Origin of the sequence: Actinomadura sp. 21ATH (assembly GCF_041951345.1) — a bacterium.
Classification (GTDB): domain Bacteria; phylum Actinomycetota; class Actinomycetes; order Streptosporangiales; family Streptosporangiaceae; genus Spirillospora.
The window spans coordinates 753,234-773,427 of record NZ_JBGNUR010000002.1; the positions used below are offsets into that span (position 1 = coordinate 753,234).

The 20,194-nt window shown below is 73.2% G+C and carries 18 protein-coding genes; 10 read left to right on the plus strand and 8 right to left on the minus strand.

Features of this window, described 5'->3' with window-relative positions; genetic code table 11:
* Positions 1–25: 25 nt before the first annotated feature.
* Positions 26–2,011, minus strand: coding sequence for a class I SAM-dependent DNA methyltransferase (locus tag ACA361_RS09975; RefSeq protein WP_375011544.1), 1,986 nt, complete (start codon positions 2,009–2,011; stop codon positions 26–28).
* A 158-nt stretch (positions 2,012–2,169) separates the two neighbouring features.
* Between ACA361_RS09975 and ACA361_RS09980 the strand changes: the two genes are divergently transcribed.
* Both ACA361_RS09980 and ACA361_RS09985 read left to right on the plus strand, forming a co-directional pair.
* The gene (locus tag ACA361_RS09980) at positions 2,170–4,263 is read left to right on the plus strand and encodes a protein kinase (protein ID WP_375011545.1); all 2,094 of its coding nucleotides are present in this window, start codon (positions 2,170–2,172) and stop codon (positions 4,261–4,263) included.
* A gap of 9 nt (positions 4,264–4,272) precedes the next feature.
* Positions 4,273–4,623: a nucleotide pyrophosphohydrolase gene (locus ACA361_RS09985; protein ID WP_375011546.1), complete on the plus strand. Its 351-nt coding sequence runs from the start codon at positions 4,273–4,275 to the stop codon at positions 4,621–4,623.
* Positions 4,624–4,642: 19 nt separating this feature from the next.
* Here ACA361_RS09985 and ACA361_RS09990 read toward each other — a convergent pair whose 3' ends face one another.
* From ACA361_RS09990 to ACA361_RS10010, 5 genes are all read right to left on the minus strand, one after another.
* The gene (locus tag ACA361_RS09990; protein ID WP_375011547.1) at positions 4,643–5,122 is read right to left on the minus strand and encodes an excalibur calcium-binding domain-containing protein; all 480 of its coding nucleotides are present in this window, start codon (positions 5,120–5,122) and stop codon (positions 4,643–4,645) included.
* 194 nt (positions 5,123–5,316) lie between these two features.
* Positions 5,317–5,520, minus strand: coding sequence for a hypothetical protein (locus ACA361_RS09995; protein WP_375011548.1), 204 nt, complete (start codon positions 5,518–5,520; stop codon positions 5,317–5,319).
* Positions 5,521–5,684: 164 nt separating this feature from the next.
* Positions 5,685–6,488: a hypothetical protein gene (locus tag ACA361_RS10000; protein WP_375011549.1), complete on the minus strand. Its 804-nt coding sequence runs from the start codon at positions 6,486–6,488 to the stop codon at positions 5,685–5,687.
* Between the two features lie 52 nt (positions 6,489–6,540).
* Positions 6,541–6,858 (minus strand): DUF6317 family protein, encoded by a 318-nt coding sequence (locus tag ACA361_RS10005; RefSeq protein WP_375011550.1) that lies wholly within the window; start codon positions 6,856–6,858, stop codon positions 6,541–6,543.
* 838 nt (positions 6,859–7,696) lie between these two features.
* Positions 7,697–8,311: an ATP-dependent Clp protease proteolytic subunit gene (locus tag ACA361_RS10010; protein ID WP_375011551.1), complete on the minus strand. Its 615-nt coding sequence runs from the start codon at positions 8,309–8,311 to the stop codon at positions 7,697–7,699.
* 108 nt (positions 8,312–8,419) lie between these two features.
* Here ACA361_RS10010 and ACA361_RS10015 point away from each other — a divergent pair, with 108 nt between their 5' ends.
* Positions 8,420–9,331 (plus strand): LysR family transcriptional regulator, encoded by a 912-nt coding sequence (locus ACA361_RS10015; protein ID WP_375011552.1) that lies wholly within the window; start codon positions 8,420–8,422, stop codon positions 9,329–9,331.
* Between the two features lie 8 nt (positions 9,332–9,339).
* Here ACA361_RS10015 and ACA361_RS10020 read toward each other — a convergent pair whose 3' ends face one another.
* Positions 9,340–9,762 carry a limonene-1,2-epoxide hydrolase family protein gene (locus ACA361_RS10020; RefSeq protein ID WP_375011553.1) on the minus strand — a complete coding sequence of 141 codons (423 nt, stop codon included), beginning with the start codon at positions 9,760–9,762 and terminating at the stop codon, positions 9,340–9,342.
* Between the two features lie 49 nt (positions 9,763–9,811).
* On the opposite strand from ACA361_RS10020, the gene ACA361_RS10025 reads away from it, so the two are divergent.
* The 7 genes from ACA361_RS10025 (at position 9,812) to ACA361_RS10055 (ending at position 19,699) form a co-directional block, all read left to right on the plus strand.
* Positions 9,812–12,856 (plus strand): BTAD domain-containing putative transcriptional regulator, encoded by a 3,045-nt coding sequence (locus ACA361_RS10025; RefSeq protein WP_375011554.1) that lies wholly within the window; start codon positions 9,812–9,814, stop codon positions 12,854–12,856.
* A gap of 103 nt (positions 12,857–12,959) precedes the next feature.
* Positions 12,960–14,540 carry an MFS transporter gene (locus tag ACA361_RS10030; RefSeq protein WP_375011555.1) on the plus strand — a complete coding sequence of 527 codons (1,581 nt, stop codon included), beginning with the start codon at positions 12,960–12,962 and terminating at the stop codon, positions 14,538–14,540.
* A gap of 52 nt (positions 14,541–14,592) precedes the next feature.
* Positions 14,593–15,516 (plus strand): SPFH domain-containing protein, encoded by a 924-nt coding sequence (locus ACA361_RS10035; RefSeq protein WP_375011556.1) that lies wholly within the window; start codon positions 14,593–14,595, stop codon positions 15,514–15,516.
* Between the two features lie 3 nt (positions 15,517–15,519).
* On the plus strand, positions 15,520–15,798 hold the full coding sequence (locus ACA361_RS10040; RefSeq protein ID WP_375011557.1) for a hypothetical protein: 279 nt from the start codon (positions 15,520–15,522) through the stop codon (positions 15,796–15,798).
* A gap of 3 nt (positions 15,799–15,801) precedes the next feature.
* Positions 15,802–16,425, plus strand: a complete 624-nt coding sequence (locus ACA361_RS10045; RefSeq protein ID WP_375011558.1) for a GPP34 family phosphoprotein — start codon at positions 15,802–15,804, stop codon at positions 16,423–16,425.
* Positions 16,426–16,551: 126 nt separating this feature from the next.
* A complete protein-coding gene (locus ACA361_RS10050) occupies positions 16,552–18,150 on the plus strand; it encodes a DHA2 family efflux MFS transporter permease subunit (protein ID WP_375011559.1) in 1,599 nt (532 codons plus the stop codon).
* A 22-nt stretch (positions 18,151–18,172) separates the two neighbouring features.
* The gene (locus tag ACA361_RS10055; protein WP_375011560.1) at positions 18,173–19,699 is read left to right on the plus strand and encodes a hypothetical protein; all 1,527 of its coding nucleotides are present in this window, start codon (positions 18,173–18,175) and stop codon (positions 19,697–19,699) included.
* Positions 19,700–19,715: 16 nt separating this feature from the next.
* On the opposite strand, the gene ACA361_RS10060 is transcribed toward ACA361_RS10055, so the two are convergent.
* Positions 19,716–20,129: an Ohr family peroxiredoxin gene (locus tag ACA361_RS10060; protein ID WP_375011561.1), complete on the minus strand. Its 414-nt coding sequence runs from the start codon at positions 20,127–20,129 to the stop codon at positions 19,716–19,718.
* Between the last annotated feature and the right edge of the window lie 65 nt (positions 20,130–20,194).

Genomic DNA, 20,194 nt, shown 5'->3' on the forward strand with positions numbered 1-20,194 from the left:
GGCCGGCCGCCCGCGGGACGGCGGGTCAGGCGGGCGGGTGGAGGGAGCCGTCGCCGAGGCCGTCGAGGCCGATGCCCAGCAGCTCCCGGCCCGTCTCGGCGAGTTCGCGGAGGGTCGCCTCGAACGCGGCCAGGGCGGTGAACGCCTCGCCGTGGCGGCGCTGGTCGTCCAGGGAGATGCGGGGCAGGCGGGCGCGGCGGACGTCCAGCCGGTTGGACGCGCCGGACCCGCGGGCCGCGACCGCGCGGGCGGCCACGTGCAGGTGGCCCGCGACGAACTCCGGGACGAAGTGGCCGGGGTCGGCGCGGACGAGGTAGAGGTGCGGGCCGAGCGCGGCGCCCGCCTCGCCGGCGGCGATGACGCGCGGCACGGCCCCGCGGGCCACGGTGGTGGCGACCACGTCACCTTCCTGGAGCAGGATGTGGCCGGGGTCCTCTTCCGTACGGCCGGACGGGGCGCTCCCGGACACCATGTCCTGGAGCGTCAGGACCGGCACGCCGCCCGACTCCGTCTCCATCTTCATCGGGGCCTGGTGCAGCGCGAGGATCCCGGCCTTGGCGTGGTCGCCGAACGTGCCCGCCGCGGGCGGCCGGCCGTCCGACTCGTCCAGGGACGGGAGCGCGTCCCGGAGCGCGGACAGGAGGTCCTCCGCCTCGGTACGGACCGTCGCGAAGCGCTTGTCGGCGACGCGCTGCACGTACCGGCCGGGATCGAGGTCCACCTCGTCGTCGAGCAGGTCGATGATGCGGACGGCGCGGCCGACGCCGGGCTCGTCGTACTCGGCGGCGGGGTCGCGCCGGAACGCGCGCCAGGCGTCCACGGTCCGTTCGGCGAAGTCCTCGCGGTCGGCGGTGCTCACCATCAGGATGTGGTCGACGCGGGGATCGCCGGGGGCGGGCCGGCGCATCACCCACACCGCCAGCGGCACGGCCATGTTGGGCACCGCGCCGACCGGGAGGCCGAACACGCCGCGCAGCACGCCGCTGCGCAGCAGCTGCCCGCGGATCCGGCGGCCGGAGCGCCGGTTCGCCGCCGCCGGCGGCATCAGCATGATCACGGTGCCGCCGGGGCGGGCGTGCGCGAGCGCGTGCTGGGCCCAGGCCAGCTCGGACTCCATCCGCGGCGGCAGGCCGTACTCCCACCGCGGGTCGGCGATCAGCTCGTCGTAGCCCCAGTTTCGGTCGTTGAACGGCGGGTTCGTCACCACCAGGTCGGCCCGGACGCCGGGGAACGCGTCCTCGCGCAGGGAGTCGCCCGCGCGGACGACCGCGTTCCGCGTCCGCAGGGCCATCCGCACCGCGGTGATCCGCGCCGTCGCCTCGTCGGCCTCCTGGCCCAGCAGCTCGGTGGCGCTCAGCGCGTCCAGCGCGCCGAGCAGGAAGCCGCCGGATCCGCAGGCGGGGTCGAACAGCGTCCCCGCCTCCTCGCCGGCCAGGGCGAGGACGAGCCGGACGATCGGCTCCGGCGTCTCGTACACGCGCCGCTTGTGCAGCTCGAAGTAGCGCTGCCGCAGGAACTCGAACGCCTCCGGCGCGCCGCGTTCCCCGGCCAGGTCGGCCAGGCCGCGCGCCAGCGGCACGTGCGCCGGCTCCAGCGCGGGCGGGAACACCTCGTCGGCGGGCAGGCCGGTCGCGGCGGACCGTACGGCGGCGGGCAGTTCCGCGGCGAGCCCGTCGTCGGGCCGCGCGGCGAGCTCGCGCCACCGGCCGGGCTCGCGGTGGACGAAGAGGAGGAACGCGCCCGCGAACAGCAGGACGTCGGCCAGCGCCACCTCGTCGGCGGCCCGGCGCAGCTCCTGCCAGAGCTGCTCGCCGGACGACTCCCGGTGGAGCTTGCCCTGGACGTTCAGCCACTCGCGGATCTCGTGCAGGGAGAACGAGGGGCTCGTCGCGGTGCCGCCGACCGGCTCGGGGAAGTCGTCGTGCCGGCGCCGCCAGTTGCTCACGGCGGCCCGTCCCACACCGGCGAGACGAGCGATGTCGGCGGCGGTCACCGTCGCATCAGACTGCACGTCAACTCCCAGGTCAGGCGCCACCTCCGGAGGTCACGCGCGAGGCACACGCTACCGCAGCGTACTGTAACGAGCCAGCGCCATGCCCGTGATGGTTGATTTAATCAACAACAAGCCCGGAAGCCCGCTACGGTACTGCCCACCTACCGGAGGGATCCATGGAGCTGAACGGGCGCTACCTCCTCGAGCACCGGATCGGGCGCGGCGGAATGGGCGAGGTCTGGCGCGGCCACGACCGCGAACTCGGCCGGCCGGTCGCCGTGAAACTGCTGCTCGACCTGACCGGCGACGCGCGGGCGATCCGCCGGTTCCAGCGCGAGGCCGCCCTCGCCGCGCGGCTCCGCGACCCCGCGATCACCACGGTGCACGACGTCGGCGTCCACGAGGACCGGCCGTTCATCGTGATGGAGCTCCTGGACGGCACCGACCTCGCCACGCGGCTGGCCGGCGCCCCCGGCGGCCTGCCCGCCGCCGAGGCCGTCGCGCTCGCCGCCCAGGCCGCCCGCGGGCTCGCCGCCGCGCACGCCGACGGCGTCGTCCACCGCGACCTCAAACCCGCCAACCTCTTCCTCACCGCCGCCGGACGGCTGAAGATCTGCGACTTCGGCCTCGCCCGCGCCGCCGACGCCGCGTCCGCCCTCACGGTCACCGGCGAGGTGTTCGGGACGCCCGCGTACATGGCGCCCGAGCAGGCGCGCGGAACGGCCGACGAGCGCTCCGACCTCTACTCCCTGGGCTGCGTCCTGCACGAGCTGCTCACCGGCCGGCCGCCGTTCCCCACCGGCCGGCCCGCCCTGGCCCTCCTGCTGGCGCACCGCGACGAGAGCCCGGCCGGGCCCCGCGCGCTGCGCCCCGACCTCTCCCCTGAACTCGACCGGCTCGTCCTCGACCTGCTCGCCAAGGACCCCGCCGCACGTCCCGCCACCGCCGCCGAACTGGCCGACACGCTGGAGGCGTACCCCTGGGCCGGCGCGGCCCGTCCCCCCGCGTCGGCCCTCGACCCCGTACGCGCCGAACGGCTCTACAGAGCGGTACTGCTGAAGTCCGAACTCGACGGCGACCACCGCGTGCTGTGCAGGCTCGCCGCCGCGTACGCGGACACCGACCCCGAGCGCGCCGCGCGCCTCTTCGAGTCCGCCCTCCGCGACGCCCGCCGCCCGTACCTCTTCCGCGACGAGGCGGTGTGCGACGTCGTCGTCGCGCTGGCCGCGTTCGACCCGGACGGCGCCGAGGACGCCGCCCGCACCATCGAGGACGACGCCCAGCGCGCCCGGGCCAAGGCCGGCGTCGCCGCCGCGGTCGCCGCCGCCGACCCGTACCGCGCCGCGCGCCTCCTGCACGAACTCCGCGATCCCGCCACGCTGCGCCCGCTCGCCGAGGCCATGGCCCGCATCCCCGCCCGGGACGCCACCACGATCATCGAGGCGATCCGGAACCCCCACCACCGCGTCGAGGCCGTCGTCCTGCTCGGACGCGCGGTGGCCCCGGCCGACCCCGGCCGCGCCGAGGAGCTCCTGCGGGCGGTGGGCCGCGAGACCGCACTGGTGGAGGCACTCGCCGCGGACCATCCCGACCGTGCGGAACACGTCGCCCGCTCGCTGACCGACCCCGAACCCGCCCTGGGAGTGCTCGCCGCCGCGGCCGTCGACACCGACCCGGCCCGCGCCGCCCGGATCGCCGCCGAACTCCGCCGCCCCTCCCCCGCCACCGCTTACGCCCTCGCGGTCGGCCTGAGCGCCGCGTACCCGGAGCACGCGGAGCGGATGTTCGACCTCATCCCGGCCAAGGACGACCGGATCCGCGCCCGCGCCGCGGCCGCGGCCCGCGTCGCCGCCGGCGACCCCGACCGCGCCGGGCGCATGCTCGCCAAGGCCATCCGCGCCGGCCGCCGGATCATGCACAGGGAACGCTGGCACCGCGTCCTCCACTCGATCGCGGGCGACATCGCCGGCACGTACCCCGACGAGGCGGAACGCATCGGCCGTCTCCTGTCCGGCGACGGGTCGGGCCTCGCCTGGGTCGTTACGAGAATGGCCTCCGAGGACGTCGCCAACGCCGAACGCATCGCCCGTTCCATCAGCGAGCAGAGCCGCCGCGAACGCGCGCTGGGCCGGATCGCCATCGCCCTCAGCACCCGCGATCCCGACCGCGCCGAACGCATCGCCACCTCCCTGCAGGACCGCTACGCGAGCGTCCACACCCTCCTCGACCTCGCCGACATCTGGTCCGGCCGCCCCCTCCCGGAGGACTAGCCTGGCGCGATGCGCGAAGATCTGGCGGCCCGGCTCCGCACGTTCGCGGCCGAACGGGACTGGGAGCGGTTCCACACGCCCAAGAACCTGGCCATGGCCCTGACCGGCGAGGCCGGTGAACTCGCCGCCGAATTCCAGTGGCTCACCCCGGAGCAGTCCGCGGACGTCATGTCCGACCCCGAGGCCGGCCGCCGCGTGCGCGCCGAGATGGCCGACGTGTACCTCTACCTCACCCGGCTCGCCGACGTCCTCGGCGTCGACCTCGTCCAGGCCGCCCACGAAAAACTCGACGAGGGCGAGCGCCGCTACGACGCGGAAACGTACCGAGGCACGGCCCGCAAGGCCCCTCCACTGCCCTGACGGGAGGCGGACGGCGGTCTCAGCGGCGTTCGCAGACGAGACCGTCGTCGTCGCGGTCCATGTACCACTCGTACTCCGGATCGGCCCCCTTGAGATACGGGCCGTACCCCGCGGCGTTGGCCTCGGCGCACGTGTCGTACCGAGGATCGACCCCCTCCGACGGGCCGCCCGGCGAGGGCCCCTCGGACAGGGAGTCCTCCGGAGATGGCCCTTCCTGAACGGACTCCTCGGCGGGCGGCGGGACCGGAACGGGCTCCTCGCTCTCCTCGATGGGAAGCCGAGGCGGCTCCTCGGACGGCGTGACACTCTCCTGCGGCCTCTGCGGACGTTCCGTGACGGTCTCCGTGGCCTCGGGCGCGGCCGTCTCGGTGACGGTCGTTCTCCCGCCCTCGGGCGGGCGGGAGGGTTCGGACGTCTCCGCGCAGGCGGCACCGCCTCCGGCGAGGAGTAAGGCCGCGGCGGCCAGCCGCAGAGAACGCGGGTTGCGGCAACGGAACATGGGTCATCCGGCTTTCCCTGAAGGCAGGGGCCGCCACCGGCACGTCAGCGGGTTCCGCCGGCTCCACCCGTACGACCCCGTACAAGGTGGTCCATCACATCCCCACCAAAGCACACGTTCCAGACAACCCCCACCTTTCCAGCAAGCCTTTGCCGCCAGTTCGGAAGAACCTGAACGAGCCTTGACGGCCGGCTTCAGCGGCCGATCCCATCTCGCTCCGCCACCCTGGCCCGCACGATCACCCGTGCGGCACCGTGGAGCCGCCACTGCGCGACCACATAGACAAGCGAAGCAGCCAGCAGCGCCAAGAACAGCACCACAACCAGGGACTGCGGATAGAAGCCGAAGGGAACACACAAGGCCGCCGCCGCCCCGAGCACCAGAAGCGCCCTGAACACACGAGCCCGATCTTGGGTTGGCAGTTCCGCGTACCCCAGTTTCCCTCCGAGGGAAAGCTTGTAATTTCCGATACCTCTGCGCACCCTAATGGCTGCGACAACACACGCGAAACTCAGAAGCCCGTACCCTAGAGCGCCGACGAATACCGCGGACACAACACCCCCTAGAACCAGTCGTCAATCTGGTCGATAGTCCATCTTCCTCCGCCGACCACCGCGCCGACGGCAAGACCGATTCCACCACCAAGGGCACTGCCAGGTACGGCTCCGACCCCGCCGGCGAACGAACCGAGGACTCCACCGATTCCAGCGACCCCTCCTGCCCAACTGACGAAGTCCGTCCACGGAAAGTCGTCATCGGAGAGGGCATCGTCGAGTTCGTCGTCGACGGCCTCAAGTTTCTCCCGAAGGTCCCGCGAGATATCACCACCCTTGGACCGATCCTTTACTGCACTTAAGACCGACCACGATTCCTGCGCCTTCCCCGAATAAAGCGCCACCAGCCGTTGCGCAACCTCCGCCTGCATCATTCTCGACTTTCCCTGGGCGTCTCGGAGGATGAGACTGAGGTCCCGAATGCGCTCTGGATGATTGGGCGACAGGCTACTCTTCTGCTCATAGTCGAGTTGGCGATTATTCGCCGCGATCTGGAGTTCCGCCAGTGCCGAAGCCAGATCGTCCATCATCTTGGCCACGTCGTCGATAAACATCGAAAGCTTCCTGGCGTCGCCCGCATCGACGGTCCAGGCATCCTGGAATTCGTTGGCATCGGATCCCCTCCATCCGGCATGCCTGACCAGCCTCTTTATCGTTTCCTCAACCTCATCAATGATCGCTTCGCCGGGTGACACGTATCCGTAGAGCTTGTTCGCCAGGGCCGCGAGCCCACGAATATCCACATCAAGACTGAAAAAGCTTCCTACCGGTTGCACGCCGACCGGAATCGGTGCCGCCTGCCTTGGAGCCATCCCTTGCCTCCGCACTCTCGACAATCTCGCCATCGTTGCACTCGGCGAGGATTCAGAACCGGGGTTGGATGCCTTTCGGGTCATCGACCCTGTCGAGGAGCCTCTTCACGTCGTGCTCGGCACGCCGATACGTGTCGTGCACGTACTTGAGTTTGCGCCCGTGTGTCTGCATGGACGCACCCAGTACGTCGTGCATCACTTCGATCGCCTCGAGAACTGCACACATCGCCTGTTCGAGCGACCCTTCGGTGACCTTGGGCGGCGGGCCGATGTCCTTCGGGACGACGTCAGCATATTTCCTGCCGCTCTGCTCGAACACACTCGACGCTTTGAGGATGTGCTTGAAGACGACTTCGATCTCCCCGCTCATGAGTCCATCCCAGGGTGCGCCCGACTCCCCGGGGCAGCCCTGGCATCCAGCCGCGGGTTCAGGGCGACTCCTATACGTCGCTTGCCGACCAGGTAGAGAAGCTCCAGCAGTGATACCTCCGACCAAGGCTGATCACGGCCGAGACACTCCTGGAGGAGCTCTACGGAGGTGTACACCGCGATTCCCGCGGTACCGTCCTCCATCAGGCGCAATTCGTACTCCGGCCTACCACCTGGCCCTACCGGGCGAACCGTGGAGACATAGGCGGTGGCCAAGCCTTCGCGGGCGGATTCACCGGGGCTCGAGAAAGCGCGAGATGCAATGTCCTCAGAACCCGCATTTGATGCCTCTTGGGATCTGGCAGCTCGCCGTTTCGCGACCTCATCAGAATCCCCGGGGGCGTGAGGGGTATTCTCGTTCAGTTTGGCCGCTAGAGCGGACACTCTTCGTGGCTCCATCTTGCCGATCTCCAAACCATTCGTCGCAAGGTGACCAGCACCGCCCTACCACCATACACAAGCGGCACGGAATCTTCTCGAAATCCGGTACGAATGACCGGACAGGTTACTTGATGACTAGATTCTTCCGTTTCATATCGTCTTTCATGGAAGTTCCCACATAAGGTCACTTTTCGAGCGATTTCTGTCGGCGGCCTCCTCGGGGCGGGGCACGGCCTGGTCGCATGCGGGGGCGGTGGCCGGGAAACACCAAGAAGCCCCTGGCAGGACAGAGGATCTATCAAGATCCATCGTCCGAGCCAGAGGCTCCACTACTTGCTTGCCCGGTGCTTGAGTGCCGTTGCGCCGGCTTTCGCCCTGCGTCACCCGTCCGGTCGGGGTCAGTGGGGGGTGAGGAGGTGGTTCGCGGAGGTGATGACGTGGTCTACGAAGCCGTAGGCGCGGGCCTCTTCGGCGGTGTAGTAGCGGTCGCGGTCGGAGTCGGCCTCGATGCGTTCGACGGGCTGGCCGGTGTGGAAGGCGATGCGCTCCTGCATGAGGCGCTTGGTGGCGCGCATGTGCTCCGCCTGGATGCGGATGTCGGAGGCCGTTCCGGCGATGCCGCCGGAGGGCTGGTGCATGAGGATCGAGGCGTGCGGGAGGGCGTAGCGCTTGCCGGGGGCGCCGGCGCAGAGGAGGAACTGGCCCATGGACGCGGTGAAGCCCATGGAAAGGGTCGCCACGTCGTTCGGGATGAATTGCATGATGTCGTAGATGGCCATTCCGGCGGTGACCGAGCCGCCGGGGGAATTGATGTAGAGGTGGATGTCGCGGTTCCGGTCCTCGGCGGAAAGGAGGAGCATCTCGGCGCAGATCCTGTTGGAGATCTCGTCGTCGACCTGCTGGCCGAGGACGATGATGCGCTGGCTGAGGAGGCGCTGGAAGACCTCGTTCGGCGGGGCGGGCGGGGCCTCGGCGGTACGGGAGGTGGTTTCGAGCAGCATCTGGAACGTCATGGGCCCAGGTAACCCAGGCGTTCGGCGGGACGTCCAACAGCTTCGGAGGCCGGTTCGACAACCGGCGGTTGCCAATAGGGTGGGGCCATGGAACCGGATCTCCACGGGATGCGGGCGTTCGTGGCGGCCGCGGAGGAGCTGCATTTCGGGCGGGCGGCGGAGCGGCTGTTCGTCACTCAGCAGGCGTTGTCCAAGCGTGTGCGGCGGCTGGAGGAGGCACTGGGGGTCTCGCTGTTCGCGCGGACGACGCGGCGGGTCGAGCTGACGGCGGCGGGGCGGCGGTTCCTGCCGCTGGCCCGGGACGTGGTGGACGCCTATGACCGGGCGGTGTCCGCTTTCAGCGTAGAGCCGCTGCGCGTCGATGTTTACGCCGAGCGCTTCACGCCGCTGAAGGTGCTGCGCGCCGCCGTCGAAGGGGCGGGCGTACAGGTGGAGACCAGCATGCGGCAGGGGCTGGGAAACGCGCTTCCGGCCGTTCGGAATGGTGAGCTCGACGCGGCTTTCGGGCGCGCGCGGGATGTGGGGGCCTGGCCGGAGGAATTGGCGCGGCGGCCCGTTCACGTGGTTTCCGTGGACGCCTTTGTCGTCAACGGGCATCCGCTGGCCGGGCGGGCCTCGGTGAGCGTGGAGGAGCTGCGGGGTTTCGGGGTCGCGATGCCGGATACGGGGGGTTCCCCGGAATGGCGCGCGTGGCTGGAGCGGTTCCGCGACGAATTGGGAGTGCCGGTACGGTTCACCGCGCCCGCCCTGGGCGTGCGGGATTACGGCAGGCTGATGCGCGAGGAGAAGCGCGCCGTCGTGCTCAGCGAGTCCGGCACGGACCTGCCGAACGATCCGGAGATGCGGCAGATCCGCATCGTGGAGCCGACGCCGCTGCACGTGTGGTCGATCGTGTGGCGGCGCGACGACCGGGACCCGCGGCTGCAGCGGCTGCTGCGGGCGCTCCCGCGGGCGGAACGGCCCGGTTCCGCGCGCGTGTGGCTGCCCGCCGAGGACCGGGCCGATCTGGAGGGCCTATGAGACCGTTGTCAGGCTTTGGCGTTCGATGAGCGGCGCGAGGCGGTGCCGAGGGCGGCGCGGATCAGGCCCTTGGCACCGGCGGCGATGACGGTGGGCCAGTCGAAGTAGTCGCGCCAGAGGACGATCTTCCCGTCGCGGACCTCGAAGGTGCCGCAGACCCAGAACTCGGCCCGCCACGCGCCGATGACGAGGGCGTCGGTGCGTTCGGTGAGGACGATGTCGCCGTTGGCGGCGATGTTGTGGACGCGGGCCTCGAAGCCGGTGCCGTAGCGGGCCATGGCGCGCATCTGGCGTTCGAACGCCTCGATGCCGCGGGCGGGCGGGAGCGGGACGTTCTGGTAGACGATCCCGGGGTCGGCGTACGTGAGGGCCCGGTCGATGTCGAGATCTTCGAGGGCGGTGAGGAAACCGGTCACGATCGCGGTGGACATGACTCCTCCGATGTCGGGGAGCCCCACGCTATACGGGACAATCGTCCCCATGCAGTTCGGCGTTCTGGGGCCCGTCGAGGCCCGGCTCGGCGGGGAGCCCGTCGCGGTGGGCGGGCCGCTGGTGCGGGCCCTGCTGGCGATGCTCCTCCTGGACGCGGGCAACGTGGTGGGGACGGAGCGCCTCATCGACGGCCTGTACGGGGAGGATCCCCCCGACAACGCCGCGAACGCCCTCCAGTCGCAGGTGTCGCGGCTGCGGCGGGGGCTGGGGGACGCGTCGCTCGTCGAGGGGCGGGCGGCCGGGTACCTGCTGGCGGTCGACCGCGAGGACGTGGACGTCCACCGGTTCGAGCGGCTGGCGCGGGAGGGGCGCCCGCGGGAGGCGCTGGAGCTGTGGCGGGGTCCGGCGCTGGCCGGGGTCACCGCGCCGTTCGCGGCGGGGCAGGTGGCGCGACTGGAGGAGCGGCGCGCCGGGGTGGCCGAGGACTGCGCCGAGGCCGAGATCGCCGCGGGCGAGTACGGGACGGCGGCGGCCCGGATGCGGCGGCTGGTCGCGGAGCATCCGCTGCGGGAGCGGGCGCGGGGGCTGCTGATGCGGGCCCTGTACGGGAGCGGGCGGCAGGCCGAGGCGCTGGCGGTGTACGAGGAGGCGCGGGCGCTGCTGGCCGAGGAGCTGGGCGCCGACCCGTCCGGCGAGCTGGCGGACGTGCACGTGGCGATCCTGCGCGGCGATCCGGGCCTGCGGCGGGAGGCGCCCCCCGCGCTGCCCGCGCAGCTGACCAGCTTCGTCGGCCGCGAGGAGGAGCTGGAACGGGTCGGCAAGACGCTGGCGGAGGGGCGGCTGGTGACGCTGCTCGGGCCCGGCGGGGTCGGCAAGACGCGGCTGGCGCTGGAGGCGGCGGGACGCGAGGAGGGCGAGGTCTGCTTCGTCGACCTGTCCCCCGTGGGCGACGGCGCCGAGGTGCCGAAGGCCGTGCTGGGCGCGCTGGGCCTGCGCGAGAGCGGGATGCGGCCCGGCGCCGAGGCCGTCGATCCGGTGGACCGGATCGTGACGGCGCTGGGCGCCCGCCGGATGCTGCTCGTCCTCGACAACTGCGAGCACCTGATCGAGGCGGCGGCGCGGCTGGCGCACCGGCTGCTGGCCGCCCGGTCGGGGCTGCGGGTCCTGGCCACCAGCCGCGAGCCGCTGGGCATCACCGGGGAGTCGCTGCTGCCGCTGCCGCCGCTGGCACTGCCGGAGCGGGAGGGCGACAACGCCGCGGCGTATCCGGCGGTGCGGCTGTTCGTCGACCGGGCGGCGGCGGTGCGGCCGGGGTTCGCGGTGACCGCGGCGAACGCCGGTGCCGTGCTGCGGATCTGCGCGGCGCTGGACGGGCTGCCGCTGGCGATCGAGCTGGCGGCGGCGCGGCTGCGGGCGCTGCCCGTCGAGGAGGTGGCGCGGCGGCTGGACGACCGGTTCCGGCTGCTGTCGCGCGGCGACCGGTCGGCGGCGCCGCGGCACCAGACGCTGCGCGCGGTGGTGGAGTGGAGCTGGGACCTGCTGGACGAGGCGGAGCGGACGCTGGCGCGGCGGCTGACGGTGTTCGCCGGCGGCGCGACGCTGGAGGGCGTCGAGGCGGTCTGCGACGTGCCCGACGCGGACGAGCTGCTGGTCGGGCTGGTCGACAAGTCGCTGCTGCAGACCGACGGCACCCGCTACCGGATGCTCGACACGGTGCGCGCGTTCTGCGCCGAGCGGCTGGAGGAGGCGGGCGAGGGCGACCGGCTAAGGGCGGCGCACACGGCGCACTTCCTCGCGCTCGCGCGGCGCGCCGACCCGCACCTGCGCGGCGGGGAGCAGTTGGAGTGGCTGGCGGTGCTGGCGGCCGAGCACGCCGACCTGCACGCGGCGCTGCGCCGTTCCGTCCGGGACGATCCGGCGACCGCGCTGCGGCTGGTCGCGGTCCTGACCTGGTACTGGTGGCTGCGCGGGCGGGTCGAGGGCGGCCCGCTGACGCGGGAGCTGCTGGACCGGGTCGGGGTGGACCCGCCGCCCGGGCTGGACGAGGAGTACGTCCTGTGCGTCTCGAACGCGATCTCGGCAGGGGCGGCGGGCCCGCTGGCGACGGCGGCGCTGGACCTGGCCACCCAGCGGATGGCCGCGATGCAGTGGCAGGTCACCTACCCGGCGACGCTGGTGCAGTGGGCGCTCACGGCCGGTCCCGACCGGACCGACATCGAGACGCACGAGCTGCAGTCGGGCCGCGATCCCTGGTCGTCCGCCCTGCTCCACATGAGCGACGGGTTCCTGCGGCAGTTCCGCGGGGACCTGGCGGGCGCCGCCGAGTCGTGCCAGGTGGCGCTGGAGGGCTTCCGGGCGCTGGGCGACCGCTGGGGGATGGCGAACTCGCTCGACCCGATGTCCCAGCTCGCCGCCTGGCAGGGGGACCGGCCGCGGGCGATGGAGCTGCTGAACGAGGCGCTCGCGCTGGTCCTGGAGCTGGGCGCCCTGGAGGAGCAGGCCGACCTGCTGTGCCGCCGCGCCGAGCTGTACATCCAGGAGGGCGACCTGGACGCCGCGCACGCCGACTTCGAGGAGTCGCTGAAGGCGGCACACCGTACGGGCGCGCCGGACAAGGTCGCCGCCGCCCGCTGCGGCCTCGGCGACGTCGCCCGGCTGCGCGGCGACCTGGACGCGGCCCGGCGGCTGTACGCGCAGGCCGGGGACGAGTTCACCACCGCCCGGTTCATCGCCTCGGCGACCCGGGTGGCGGCGCTGGTCGGGCAGGGCTGGATCGCGATCGCCGAGGCGGACGTGGCGCGGGCCCGGCCGCTGCTGCGGCGGGCGCTGGAGATCAGCATCGAGCATCCGGTGTTCATGAACCGGGTCAGGGCGGTCGTCGGGCTGGCGGGCGCCGCGCTGGTGGACGGGGACGGCGAACTGGCCGCGCTGCTGCTGGGGGCGACCGCCTCGCTGAACGGGGCGCGCATCGACGGCGATCCGGACGCCGGGCGGGTGGCGGCCGGGGCCCGCGCGCTGCTCGGGGACGCCGCGTACGAGGCGGCCCGGAAGCGGGGCGCGGCGACGCCGCTGGAGGAGCTGATCGACCGGTGAGTCGATCGTCGTCCGTCCGCTGATCGTCCGCTGACCGGGCCGCGCCGGCCCCGGTCAGCGGACGGTGCGCGGACGGTCAGCGCCGCCGCCGATCGTGGCGGCCATGAACGACTCGATACCCGCATACTCCCCCGCCCGGAAATGGGCGACGTTCGGGCTGTGCCTGCTCGTCATGATGGTGCCCGCGCTGGACCTCACGGCGCTGAACCAGGCCATCCCGCATCTGACGGCCGACCTGCGGCCGTCGGCCACCCAGATCCTGTGGATCGCGGACGCGTACGGGTTCGCGCTGGCGGGGCTGCTGATCACGATGGGCGGCGTCGGCGACCGGATCGGCCACAAGCGGCTGCTGCTGATCGGCGCCGGGCTGTTCGCGGCCACCTCGGCGCTGACCGCGTACGCCTGGAGCGCCGAGACGCTGATCGCGGCGCGGTTCCTGCTGGGCGTGGCGGGCGCGACGCTGATGCCGTCCGCGCTGTCGCTGATCCGCCGGGTCTTCACCGACCCGAAGGAGCGCACGATGGCGGTCGGGGCGTTCAGCGGCGTCGCCGGGCTGGCGGTCGGGCTCGGGCCGGTGGTCGGCGGCGCGCTGCTCGACCACTTCTGGTGGGGCTCGGTGTTCCTGATCAACGTGCCGGTCATGCTGGTGGTGCTGGCCGCCGGGGCGGCCGTGCTGCCCGCCGGCCGCAGCGCGCGCCGGTTCCGGGTGGACCTGCTCAGCGTGCCGCTGTCGATCGCCGGCATGATCGGCGTGGTGTACGCCGTGAAGGAGTTCGCGGCGCACGGTGCGAGCGCGGCGGCCGGGGCGGCCCTCGCGGTCGGCGCGGCGGGGCTGGTGGCGTTCGCGGTGCGGCAGGTGCGGGTCGCCGAGCCGCTGATCGACGTGCGGCTGTTCCGGCTGGCGGCGTTCTCCGGCTCGGTGATCGCGAACATGTTCGCGATGTTCGCGCTGGTGGCCCAGTCGCTGATCTTCTCGCTGTACTTCCAGCTGGTGCTGGGCTGGTCGCCGCTCCAGTCCGGGCTGGCGGGGCTGCCGGGCGCGCTGGGCGCGATGATCGGCGGCGCCGCGCTGGCGCCGCCGCTGATCTCGCTGGTCGGCCGGGCGCGGGTCGTGGCCGCCGGGCTGGTCTTCGGGGCGGTGGCGTACGCGATGCTCTCCCAGGCCGGGACCGACACCTCCTACCTGGTGCTGGTGGGACCGATCCTGCTGTCCGGGCTCGGCATGGGCATGGCCATGACGGTCACCAGCGACACCGTGCTGGCGACGGTGCCGCGGGAGCGTTCGGGCGCCGCGTCGGCGATCTCCGAGACCGGCATGGAGCTGGGCGGCTCGCTCGGCATGGCGGTGCTGGGCAGCGTCATGAACGCGGTGTACCGCGACGGCGTGGACCTGCCGGCGGGGCTGCCGCCCGCGGCCGGGGAGGCCGCCCGGGACTCGCTGAGCGGCGCGATGCAGGTGGCGGCGGGGCTGCCGGAACGGCTGGCGGCGCAGGTCGCGGGCGCGGCCGGGGAGGCGTTCACGGACGGTCTTCAGGCCGCGCTGCTGTGCAGTGCGGGGCTCGCCGCCGCGGTCGCGGTGTTCGCGCTGGTCGCGCTGCGCGGGGTGCCCAAGGTCATCCCGGACGCGGCCGAGTACGAGGAGGCCGCCGGGGCGGTCCCGGCGGGCGCCGCGAAATCCGACTAGAAAAAGTGATATCACTTTGCTAACTTGGTGCCATACGACAGAGGAGGCACCGATGAGCGAAGTGACCAACCCCGCCGAACCCCCGGTCGAGATGCCGGAGCTGGAGATCGAGGAGCGTCCCGCCAGGGACGCCAACGGCTGGCCCATGCTGGGGCTGAGCCTGCTGCTGATCCTGGTCGCCGCCGCGGTGCTCGCCGGGGGCATCGCCGCCGGCGGCGCCGGGATCGCGGTCGGCATCGTGCTCGGCACGGTGCTGGCGCTGGCCGGCCTGGTGGTCATGGCCGGGCTGACCGCGGTGGCGCCGCGCGAGGCGCGGGTGCTCCAGGTGCTCGGCCGCTACAGCGGGACGGTCCGCACCGACGGCCTCCGCTGGGTCAACCCGATCACCGACCGCAAGAAGGTCTCCACCCGGATCCGCAACCACGAGACCGGGCTGGCCAAGGTCAACGACCTGGACGGCAACCCGATCGAGATCTCGGCCGTGGTCGTCTGGCAGGTCGAGGACACCGCGCGGGCGGTGTTCGCGGTGGACGACTTCGTCGAGTTCGTCGCGTTCCAGACCGAGGCCGCGGTCCGCCACATCGCCGGCAGCTTCCCGTACGACTCGCACGAGCAGCTGTCGCTGCGCGACAACGCCGACGAGATCACCGGGAAGCTGTCGGAGGAGCTGTCGCTGCGCGTCGCCTCCGCCGGCGTGAAGATCATCGAGTCCCGGATCACCGGCCTGGCGTACGCCCCCGAGATCGCGCAGGCGATGCTGCGCCGCCAGCAGGCGGGCGCGGTGGTGGCCGCGCGGCAGCGGATCGTGGAGGGCGCGGTCGGCATGGTGCAGCTGGCCCTGGACCGGCTGGACGAGGAGAACGTCGTCGACCTGGACGAGGAGCGCAAGGCCGCCATGGTCAGCAACCTGCTGGTGGTCCTGTGCGCCGACCGGGACGCGCAGCCGGTGGTCAACACCGGTTCCCTCTACCAGTGACCCGTGGCCTCCGAGCGTAAGAAGATCCTGCTGCGGCTCGACCCCGCCGTCCATGACGCGCTGGCCCGCTGGGCGGCGGACGAGCTGCGCAGCACCAACGCCCAGATCGAGTTCCTGCTGCGGGCGGCGCTGGCGGACGCCGGGCGGATGCCCCGCGCCGCCGGGCGGATGCGGCGCCCCGGCCGCCCGTCCCGCAGCGACCCCGATGCCGCGCCGCGCGGTGCGGCGGGCGACGATGGTCCCGAGCCGCCGCCGAGCGGCGCTCCCCAGAACGAGGAGTAGGTCATGGTGGACGTTCCCGAGTCCCTCCCCGCCCGGATGTACCTGCTGGCATACGACCTCAACAAGCAGCGCATGGCGCTGAGCGGCGAACGGCTCGGCTACCTGCTGCGGGCCGCCGCCCTCACCGAGCTGTACCTGGACGGGCGGCTCACCGAGGAGCGGCAGCGGCCCAAGGCCGACACCCCGGGCGACGACCCGTACGGGCTGCTGGCCCAGATCACCGCCTCCAAGCCGCGGTCCTGGAAGTACTGGGTCCGCAAGGACAGCCGCGCCATGGTGCGGACCGTCCGCGACGAGCTGGCCGGCGCCGGCTGGATCCGGGTGCGGCCGCGCCGGGTGCTCGGGGTGTTCCCGGCCGACGAGGTCAGCGTGCGGGATCCGCGCGTGGTGAAGACGCTGTGGGGCGGCGCCTCGTCGGCGCTGCGCGGCAAGCCGGTGGCGCACGTCAACAGCTACGACGCGGCGGCGGTCGCGCTGGCCGCCGCCGGCGAGCTGCGGACCGTGCTGCCCAGGCCCGACCGGCGCCGGCACAAGCGGCGGATCGCGGAGCTGACCGCCCGGTCCGGCCCGGCCGCCCCCGCGGTGAAGAAGGCGCTGGCCGACTACTGGGGCGCCGCCGCCGGCTGACCGGCCGCCTCCTTCCCGAGGGGGCCGGTCGCCCTCACCGCCCCGCGGATTGACAGGCCCGGCCCGGAGCCGCGACCCTGAACAAGTTAGTTACCTGACCTAACGATCTGCACGGGAGGGCCGCCGGTGCCGGGGAACGCGGGATGCGACCGCCCGGAGCCGGACACCCCGGCCGAGCCGCCCGCGCCCGTCACGCCCGCCACGCCCGCCGCCCCGGCATCGCCGGCGCCGCACCCGTGGCGGGTGCTGTCGGCGGTGAGCCTGGGCACGGTCCTCCTGGTCGTCAACGTCAGCACGCTCAACATCGCGCTCCCGGTCGTCGTCGGGCACTTCGAGGCGGGCGCGGCGGCGGCGAGCTGGCTGCTGCTGGCGTTCATGCTCGCCCAGACCGGGCTGCTCATGGTGTTCGGCCGGCTGGCGGACGTGTTCGGGCGGCGCGGCACCTACCTGTGCGGGCTGGCGGTCTTCACGCTGGCGAGCCTGCTCGCCGGCCTCGCTCCGAACGTCGGGGTCCTCATCGCGATGCGGGTCCTGCAGGGCGTCGGCGGCGCGGTCCTGCTCGCGAACGGGACCGCCGTCATCGCCTGGGCGTTCGGGCCCGCCCGGCTCAGCCAGGGCATGGGCGTCTACCTGGGCGTCCTGGGCGCGGCGCCGCTGCTGGGGCCGTCCATCGGCGGCTACCTGGCCGAGACCGCCGGCTGGCAGTGGGTGTTCTGGTTCAACGTCCCGCTCGGGCTGCTGGCGCTGGCCTGGGGTTCCTTCTCCCTCCCCGCGGTCCCGCGCGGGCCGCGCGAGCCGATCGACGTGCTCGGCGCGGTGCTGCTGATCGGCTGGCTGGGCGGGCTGGTCGTGGCGTTCTCCGAGGGCGGCGCGGGCGCCTGGACGGGGCCGCTCGCCATCGGCGGGGCCGCCGCGTGCGTGCTGCTGCTCCCCGTCTTCACGCTTCGCCAGCTGCGGACCCGGCACCCGCTGGTGGACCTGGCGCTGTTCGCCGACCGCGGCTTCACGCTCGGGTCGGTCGCCGCGCTGTTCAACACCCTCGCCCGGTTCGGCACGCTGCTGCTGCTCGCCCTGTTCCTCCAGGCCGTCAGCGGCATGACCCCGGCCCAGGCGGGCCTGGCCGTGCTCCCCGGGCCGCTGGCCGGCATGGTCGCCGCGCCCGCCGGCGGCTTCCTCGGCCGCCGCGTCGCGCCCCGCACGCTGGCCGTCGCCGGGTCGGCGACCGTCTGCGCCGGGCTGGCGGTGACGCTCCCGCTGCTGGCCGCGGACACGCCGTACTGGCTCGTCGCGCTCTGCCTGGTGCTGGTCTCGGCGGGCAGCGGCCTCTTCGCCACCGGCAACACCTCGGCGATCCTGGCGCGGGTCCCCGCCGAGCGGCTCGGCATCGCCAACGGCCTCCGGATGACCCTGCAGAACGCCGGGAACGTGATGAGCGCCGCGCTCTGCCTGGCGCTGGCGGCCTCCGCGCTGGCCCGTACCGAACGGCACCTGCTGTACGAGGGCGCGGCCGGCGCGCTGTCGCGGGGCTCGCTCGGCGACCTGGTCGACGGCTACCGGCGCGCGTTCGCGCTGCTGCTGGCGGCGTCAGTGATCGCCACGCTCATGTCGCTGACGAACCGGCGCACCCGGGAACGGCCCGGCGGCGACGCCGGGGCGCCCGTTCCGGTCGCGCCGGAGGAAGGGCCCGAACGGGCACCGGAAAGAAAATCGCATGCCCGCCGATAATGGCCGCCCATAGAGTGTCCGGATGTTCACCAGGAAGCGCAAGAAGGACTCTTCCCCCTCGATTTTCGACCATCTGCGCGCCCACATTCCACCGGAGGGTCCGGGGCTGGCCGAAGGCGGGGAGACGCTGCCGGACGAGGCCGACCTCGACGGCACGCCGTGGGCGCCGGGCGCGCGCGACGGCGTCCTCACCCACCACTGGGGCGGCGGCGCCGACGCGGCGGAGGTCGAACGCCTGTCGGCGGCCCTGATGGACGCCGCCGCCGGCCGGTCCGGCCCCGAGGCGGTGGCCGACGCCGCCGCGGGGCTGTCGGTCGTCGCGCTGGTGGACGAGCTCCTCGGCCGGGTGGCCTCCTCGGACGTCGACGCGGAGCGAGTGTACGAGCTGGCCTACGCGCTGGCGACCACGGAACGGCGCCGCGAGCCGGTCAAGCTCGGCATCGCGCTGCTCGGCCTGTTCGACGCCGGCCACCACCGCGACGAGCTGCTGGTGCTGGGCCGGCACGACGAGTTCACCCTCTTCGCGATGGTGGCGCTCGGCAACGGCGACGCCGGCGCCGAGGACGTCCTGTGGGACCTCGCCCGCCAGGTGGCGGGCTGGGGCCGGATCCACCTGGTGGAACGGCTCGCCGGCAGCGAGAATCCGCGGCTGCGGGAATGGATCCTGCGCGAGGGATTCCGCAACGACGTGATGTACGAGTACCTCGCCGGAATCGCGGCCGAGGCGGGCGACCTCGCCGGCGCGCTCGCGCGCGACACGGCCGGCGCCGACGACGAACTCCTCTACGCCGCGGGCGACATTCTCGCCGCCCTCACGGAAGAGGGCGGGCCCGTGGAGGGAATGTCCGGCTACGCGGACGGGGAGCGCGCGGCCGGCCTTTTCGTGGACCATATGGCGACCCGGGCGAACGACCTGCGCCATTTCCTGGCGCTGGACGCCGTGCGCGGGTACGCCGAGAGCGCCTGGCCGGACGTGGCGGCCCGCTGCGCCGAGATCCTCGGCCGCCCGCTCTGGGCCGACCTGGCCCGGCTGGGCCTGCGCGCCGAGGGGAGCGCGGAGTTCGGCCGGGCCGCGCGGGCCTGCCGGATCCTGGACGTGCCCGCGCTGGACGCCTTCCTCGACCGGCTGCGCACCGCCGACCCGCTCGACTCCACCGTCTGGTGGTACGCCGCCGACGAGGCGGGGCGGCGCGGCGAGACCGGCACGGTCGCCGCCCTCGCCGCCGAGCTGCTGCCCCTGGACCGCATCGCCACCGGGCCCGCCGACGAGGCCGGGACGGGCGACGCGTTCAAGCCGCACCGCTGCCTGGACCACCTGCTCCCGGCGCTCGGCGGCCTGCCCGGCACGGGCGCCCCGCTGGTCTCGGCCGCGCTGGCGAGCCCGGTCGTCCGCAACCGCAACATGGCCGTCCGGACGCTGCACGCCTGGGGCGAGGCGGCCTGGCCCGCCGGGACGCGGGACGAGGCCGCCGCCGCCCTCGCCCGCGAGCCGGACGAGGGCGTCCGCAAGCGCCTCGAAGCCCTCCTGGACGGCCGCCCGGTCGACTGACCCGCCCGCTGTCCGCCTACTCCAGGACGAGCTCGACGGGGATGTTCCCGCGGGTCGCGTTGGAGTACGGGCAGACCTGGTGGGCCCGGTCGACGAGCGCCCGGCCGGTCTCCCCGGCCAGCGCGTCCGGCAGCTCGACCCGCAGCACCACGCTGAGCCCGAAGCCCGACTCCAGGTCACCGCCGATGCCCACCTCGGCGGTGACCGAGACGTCCTTCACATCGTGCTTGCCCGCCCTCGCGACGGCGGCCAGCGCGCTGGCGAAGCACGCCGCGTACCCGGCGGCGAAGAGCTGCTCGGGGTTGGTCCCGTCGCCGCTGCCGCCCATCTCGCGCGGGGGCGCCAGCGGCAGGTCGAGCCGCCCGTCCGAGCTGACCGCGCGGCCGTCCCGCCCGTTCGCCGTCGCCACCGCCGTGTAGTGCGCCGCCATCGGTTCCTCCTCCGCGCCGGGCGGGCCCGTCCCGCCTTCGCAACTGAATCTAGCACAACTAAGTT